4 protein-coding genes are annotated in these 5,404 nt (G+C 68.1%); 2 read left to right on the top strand and 2 right to left on the bottom strand.

Features of this window, described 5'->3' with window-relative positions; translation table 11 throughout:
• Positions 1 to 417 precede the first annotated feature (417 nt).
• Both nhaA and ACWF4Z_RS38065 read right to left on the bottom strand, forming a co-directional pair.
• Complete coding sequence (gene nhaA, locus ACWF4Z_RS38070) at positions 418 to 2,304, bottom strand: Na+/H+ antiporter NhaA (protein WP_452248091.1); 1,887 nt, start codon at positions 2,302 to 2,304, stop codon at positions 418 to 420.
• Positions 2,305 to 2,344: 40 nt separating this feature from the next.
• Positions 2,345 to 3,175, bottom strand: a complete 831-nt coding sequence (locus ACWF4Z_RS38065) for an oxidoreductase (RefSeq protein ID WP_452248090.1) — start codon at positions 3,173 to 3,175, stop codon at positions 2,345 to 2,347.
• 82 nt (positions 3,176 to 3,257) lie between these two features.
• On the opposite strand from ACWF4Z_RS38065, the gene ACWF4Z_RS38060 reads away from it, so the two are divergent.
• Together ACWF4Z_RS38060 and ACWF4Z_RS38055 are read left to right on the top strand one after the other, a co-directional pair.
• Entirely contained in the window at positions 3,258 to 3,812 is a 555-nt protein-coding gene (locus ACWF4Z_RS38060) for a TetR family transcriptional regulator (protein WP_452248089.1), read from the top strand.
• Between the two features lie 260 nt (positions 3,813 to 4,072).
• Entirely contained in the window at positions 4,073 to 5,215 is a 1,143-nt protein-coding gene (locus ACWF4Z_RS38055) for an ROK family transcriptional regulator (RefSeq protein ID WP_452248088.1), read from the top strand.
• Positions 5,216 to 5,404 lie beyond the last annotated feature (189 nt).

Below are 5,404 nucleotides of genomic sequence, written 5' to 3'. Positions count from 1 at the left end.
GGTGAGCGGCTCCGGAATAGCTGCGATCCTTCCCTGGTCGGGGTGGTGTGGGTCAAGGGTCGTAGATCGCGCAGCGACGCCGAAGGCGCCCTTGACGCACACCGCCGCGACCAGCACCATCACGCAGCGGAGACCGCGAACCACAGTCCCTCCGAAGGCCCCGACACCACATCCCCTCCGCGCACACCACCCGAGCCGCGAATCCACCCTCCGCGCCCCGCCGAAAGGCGGCAACGGAACAGCCGCCGCGTAGCGGTGACCGCAGCACCCGCAACATCACGCCCCTCGCGCACACCAGATGAACGCGTGTCAGCAGCACGCGCACCCCGCCGGAGGCGGCAACAAAGCAGCCGCCGCGAAGCGGTGTCGTTCGTTGCGCCGCGGCATCACAGCTCGTTGCGCGTTGCGCACGCCGGATTAGGTGTGGCGGGTGGGGATTTTGGCTCGGGCTCTGGCGGTTTTTATGGCTGCTTTAAGGGTTTCTACGTCGTAGGCGCCGTAGTGGCGTTGGCCGTTGACGAAGAAGGTTGGGGTGCCGGAGACGCCGCTGGTGTCTGCGGATTCCACGTCCTGCGCGACGCGGGCGGCTGCGACGTGGCGTTTGATGTCGTCGTGGAGTTTGGCGGTGTCGAGGCCGAGCTGTTCGGCGTACCGCATCAGGTCGGTCGGCTGCAGCTTGTCCTGGTTCGCGAGGAGCAGGTCGTGCATCTCCCAGAACGCGCCCTGCGCGCCGGCCGCCTCAGCCGCCTCGGCTGCGATCTGTGCGCGCGGGTGGACGTCGCTGAGTGGGAGGTGCCGCCAGACGTACCGTAGGTCGTCGTCCACCATCAGCGCACGGACGTTGGGCTCGGCCAATCCGCAGTACGGGCATTCGAAGTCGCCGTACTCGACCAGCGTCACAGACGCGTTCTCCGGCCCACGGATATGGTCTCGGTCCGGATCAACCGGATCGGTCAGATCCACCAACTGCTCGGCCTCGCCGAGCAACGCGAGCGCCCGCTTCGGCGGGGACAGCAGCCTCGCCGTCCGGAAGACCACCCAGGTAATACCCGACGAGACGATCACCGCCGACAACAGACCGACCTTGGCCTCGGCCAGCTGCGCACCGTCGAACGCAATAGTTGCTATCAGCAACGATACCGTGAACCCGATCCCGGCGATCGTCCCACTCCCCAGCACCGCGGCCCACCCGACCGTCGGCCGCAGCCGACCGCGACTGGCTCGATCCAGGATCCACGACACCGTCGTGATCGCGATCGGCTTCCCGACCACATACCCGATCAGGATGCCGAGCGTGATCGGCGACCTGAACGCCCGCCCGAGAAAGTCCCCGTCGATCGTGACCCCGGCGTTCGCCAAGCCGAAGATCGGCACGATCAGGTAGCTGGTCCACGGGTGGTAGAGGTACTGCAGGCGCTCGTTCGGCGAGATCGACGTCGTCAGCCCGATCGTCGCGGACCGCGCGAGCTCCGGGGTCGGCTGCTCGCGGAAGAGCCGGAACAGCCCGGTCGCCTCCTCCAACTGCTCCCGGCCCGGTGAGTACGCCGGAGCCGTAAGCCCGATCGCGAGTCCGGCCACCACGGGGTCGACACCACTCGACAGCAGCGCGGCCCACATGAGTACGCCGAGAACGACGTACACCCAGGACTTCCGGACGTGGAACAACGCTAACGTCAGCACGATGGCGAACGCGACGATCGCCAGCACGAGCGGCATCAGCTTGATGTCCTCGCTGTAGACGACCGCGATCACCACCAGCGCGAGCAGGTCGTCGACCACGAACACGGTCAGCAGAAAGACCCGGACCCGATCCGGTACGCCGCGGCCGACCAGCGCGAGCAGACCGAGGGCAAGCGCGGTGTCGGTCGACATCGCGACACCCCAGCCGTGCCCGCCCTCCCCGCCGGCATTGAACGCGAGATAGATGAGCACCGGTACGGCCATCCCGGCCACGCCGGCCAGCATCGGCAGCACGAACCGGCTGCGGTCGCGCAGATCGCCGAGGTCGAACTCGCGGCGCGCCTCCAGGCCCACCACCAGGAAGAACAGCGTCATCAGGCCGCTGTTGATCCACTCGCGCAGATCCAGGCTCATCGTCTCGTCGCCGAGCCCGATCGAGAGATGGGTCTGCCAGAAGTCCTCGTACCAACTCGGGGCGAGGTTGGCCCACAGGAGCGCGACCACGATCGCCGCGGCGAGGACGCCCGAGCTGCCCGCCTCGGTCCGAAGGAAGGCACGCACCGGTGCCGCGAACTCCCGCCGCCAATTCGTCCGGCCACTCGACAGCGCCGGCAAGTCCGTCATGGCATCAGAGTAATCACCTCGGCCAGGAATTCCGGATCACTCAGGCAGGGAGGCCGGTGGCCCGCCGAATCACCGCATCGAACGCGCGAGCCGGCAGCAGGTGTCGCAGTGCAATCAGGGGCTTCGCGGCGAAGCCGGTCGCGTACCGGGTGCGAGGATGCCGGGCGCTGACGGCCGCAGCGATGGTGTCGGCGACCACCTCCGGCGGCGAGTTGCGACGTTCGCTCGCCTCCGAGTCCATCGAGCCGGCCATCGCGTCGGCCTGGGCGGCGTACGGACCGGAGCTGGACGTCTTGCGAAGGTTGCCGGCCGCAATCCCACCCCACTCGGTCCGGATGCCGCCCGGCTCGATCAGTACGACGTTGACCCCGAACGGCCGCGTCTCCAGCCGGAGACAGTCGCTCAGCGCCTCGAGGGCGAACTTCGTGCCGTGGTACCAGCCGCCGAACGGCGAGTAGATCTTCCCACCCATCGAGCTGACGTTGACGATCGTCCCGCTCCGCTGCGCCCGTATCCCGGGCAGAACCAGCTGGATCAGCCGCGCGGCCCCGAAGACGTTGACCTCGAACTGGTACCGCGCCTCGGACAACGGCACGTCCTCGACCGCGCCGTACGACCCATATCCCGCGTTGTTCACCAGTACGTCGATGCGCCCGGTCTCCTCGTGGATTCGCCGTACGGCGGCCTGCAGCGAGTCCTCATCGGTCACGTCCAGCTCGATCAGGCGAATGCCCTGGTCAGCCAGGTCCTTCATCTTGTCGAGCCGGCGGGCCGCGCCGTACACGACGTAGCCGAGCTCGTGCAGCTTGCGGGCGGTGGCGGCGCCGATCCCGGAGGAGGCGCCGGTGACGAGCGCGGTCTTGCTGGACATGATCTGGTCTCCCACTCAGGTAAGGTGAACTCTGGTTCACGATTATCATGAACCAGAGTTCATGTTATTTCAAGGAGAGCGTATGAGCCCGCGCGCCGATGCGGTCCGGAACCGGAAGAAGATCCTGGACGCGGCCCGTGACCAGATCACCCAGCACGGGCCCGAGGTCGGGATGGACGAGATCGCGGCCGCGGCCGGGGTCGCGGTCGGCACGCTCTACCGGCACTTCCCGAACAAGACCGACCTGGTCAGCGCGGTCATCACCGAGTACCTGGGGCATGTCGCCGACGACATCGAGGCCGCGGCCGCACGGGTTCGGGACGGCGCGCGGGCGATGGACGAGATCACTGAACTGATCGGGCGGGTGCTGGAGGCGTCTGCGACGGACTATGCGGTGAAGGCCGCGGCTCGGACGCTCGGGGCCGATCCGGGTGATCAGGCCGAGGAAGATCGCGCCGGCGCGGCGCTGGGTGGGCTGATCGCGATCGCCCAGGCTGACGGCGAACTGCATCCGGATATCAGCGTTGACGACTTCTACTTGCTGATCGCGTCGGCGCCGGCTGATCAGCCCGCGGAGGTGCGGGCGCGGTGGCTCACGCTGGTCCTTCCGGGGCTGAGAGCGCGGAGTCGAATCTGACACCGTTGTCGAGGAAGCATTCCCGGCGAACGGGTGCATACTGCGAGAAGAATTGGGCGCTTCGCCCGCAGATCGTTCACCGATTCAGCGGGTGTGGACATCTGCATGTCATGGGGTTGAGCTCGACGCCGGGATTTGTGCGGCCAGCACGGCAGACCGGGTCACGTCCCGGCGTCCTCAACCCCTCCCACGGCAAGGGGTGCGTGGCGACTTCCCTCAAACCCCATCGCCGTTTTCCCTTCCACAGCTAGGCTGTGGAGATGGGTGAGTGGCGACCGCTGTCCGGACCCTCCCGGCAGGTTGCCTTGGAGATCCTGCTGGACGGGCCCCAGTCGCGGGCCGAGCTTTCGCGTCGCGTCGGGTTGTCGCCGGGCAGCCTGACCCGGTTGACCAAACCGATGGTCGAGTCCGGCCTGCTGGTCGAGGTGCCCGGTGGACCGACGGACGCCCGGGTCGGACGCCCCTCGCAGCCACTCGATCTCGACTCGGCGTCCCATCACTTCGTCGGCATCAAACTCACCGGTGACACGGCGATCGGCGTACTGACAACCCTGCGCGCTGAGGTGATCGCGAGCGCCGAACGACCACTGACCGACCCGACCCCGTCCGTCGTCGCCGAGCTCGTCACCGACCTCACCGACGAACTCGCCGCCCAGGTCCCCGGCGGCGCCCCGATCACCGGACTCGGCCTGTCCCTCGGCGGCCGGGTAGCCCGTTCCGAGGTCCGCTGGGCGCCGTACCTCAACTGGTTCGACGTACCTTTCGGCGATCTGCTGGCCGCAAACACCGCCACCCCGGTAGTGATCGCGAACGACGTCACCGCACTGACCGAAGCGACCCACTGGTTCGGCGCCGGCCGGAACGTCGACCGCTTCATCCTCGTGACGATCGGCGCAGGCGTCGGGTACGGCCTGGTCATCCACAACCTCACCGTCGACCACCCCGACACGAGCATCGGCCCGCTCGGCCACTACCCGCTCCTCCCGGACGGACCCCGCTGCGACCGCGGCCACCGCGGCTGCGCCGTCAGCCTCCTCACCGTCGGCGCGATCACCGACCAGGTCGGCGCCGCACTCGGCCGGACGGTCCAGTACGACGAAGCCCTCGACCTCGCCGCCAAGGGCGACCTGGCCGCGAGCGCGGTGATCAGCCAAGCCGGCCGCGCACTCGGCAAGCTCATCGCGGCGGCCGCGAACTTCACCATGCCCGAGCTCGTCGTCCTCGGCGGCGAGGGCGTCCGGCTGGCCGAGGTCGCCCGCGACGATCTCCTGGCAGCCCTGCACGCCGACCGCCATCCGTCCTCCGCGGAGCTCCCGATGGTGCTCCAGCCCGCCGACTTCACCGAATGGGCCCGCGGCGCCGCCGTCGTCGCCATCCAGACCTTCGCCCTCGGCACCGAGTAACTGACTATCATCAAATAACCAGTTACACTAGCCCTCAAGCAACCACCCAGCAGCCCCGCCCACCCCTCACCGGATTTGCCTGGTTGACCCATCAGGTCGGGGGGTGGGGGTCGAAAGTTCCTCGGACAACAAAACCAACCCCGGAGGCGTGCGCAGGTCCATTGCTGGGGACCAGGCCACAAGCACAGG

This window comes from Kribbella sp. NPDC055071 (assembly GCF_053608045.1).
Note: the sequence above shows the minus strand (reverse complement) of the source record. Positions and strands in the feature narration are given on the sequence as shown.

Bases quoted from the DNA above. Each gene is read 5' to 3' on its own strand.
- nhaA (WP_452248091.1), bottom strand. From the start codon at position 2,304: ATGACGGACTTGCCGGCGCTGTCGAGTGGCCGGACGAATTGGCGGCGG.
- ACWF4Z_RS38060 (WP_452248089.1), top strand. From the start codon at position 3,258: ATGAGCCCGCGCGCCGATGCGGTCCGGAACCGGAAGAAGATCCTGGAC.
- ACWF4Z_RS38055 (WP_452248088.1), top strand. From the start codon at position 4,073: ATGGGTGAGTGGCGACCGCTGTCCGGACCCTCCCGGCAGGTTGCCTTG.
- ACWF4Z_RS38065 (WP_452248090.1), bottom strand. From the start codon at position 3,175: ATGTCCAGCAAGACCGCGCTCGTCACCGGCGCCTCCTCCGGGATCGGC.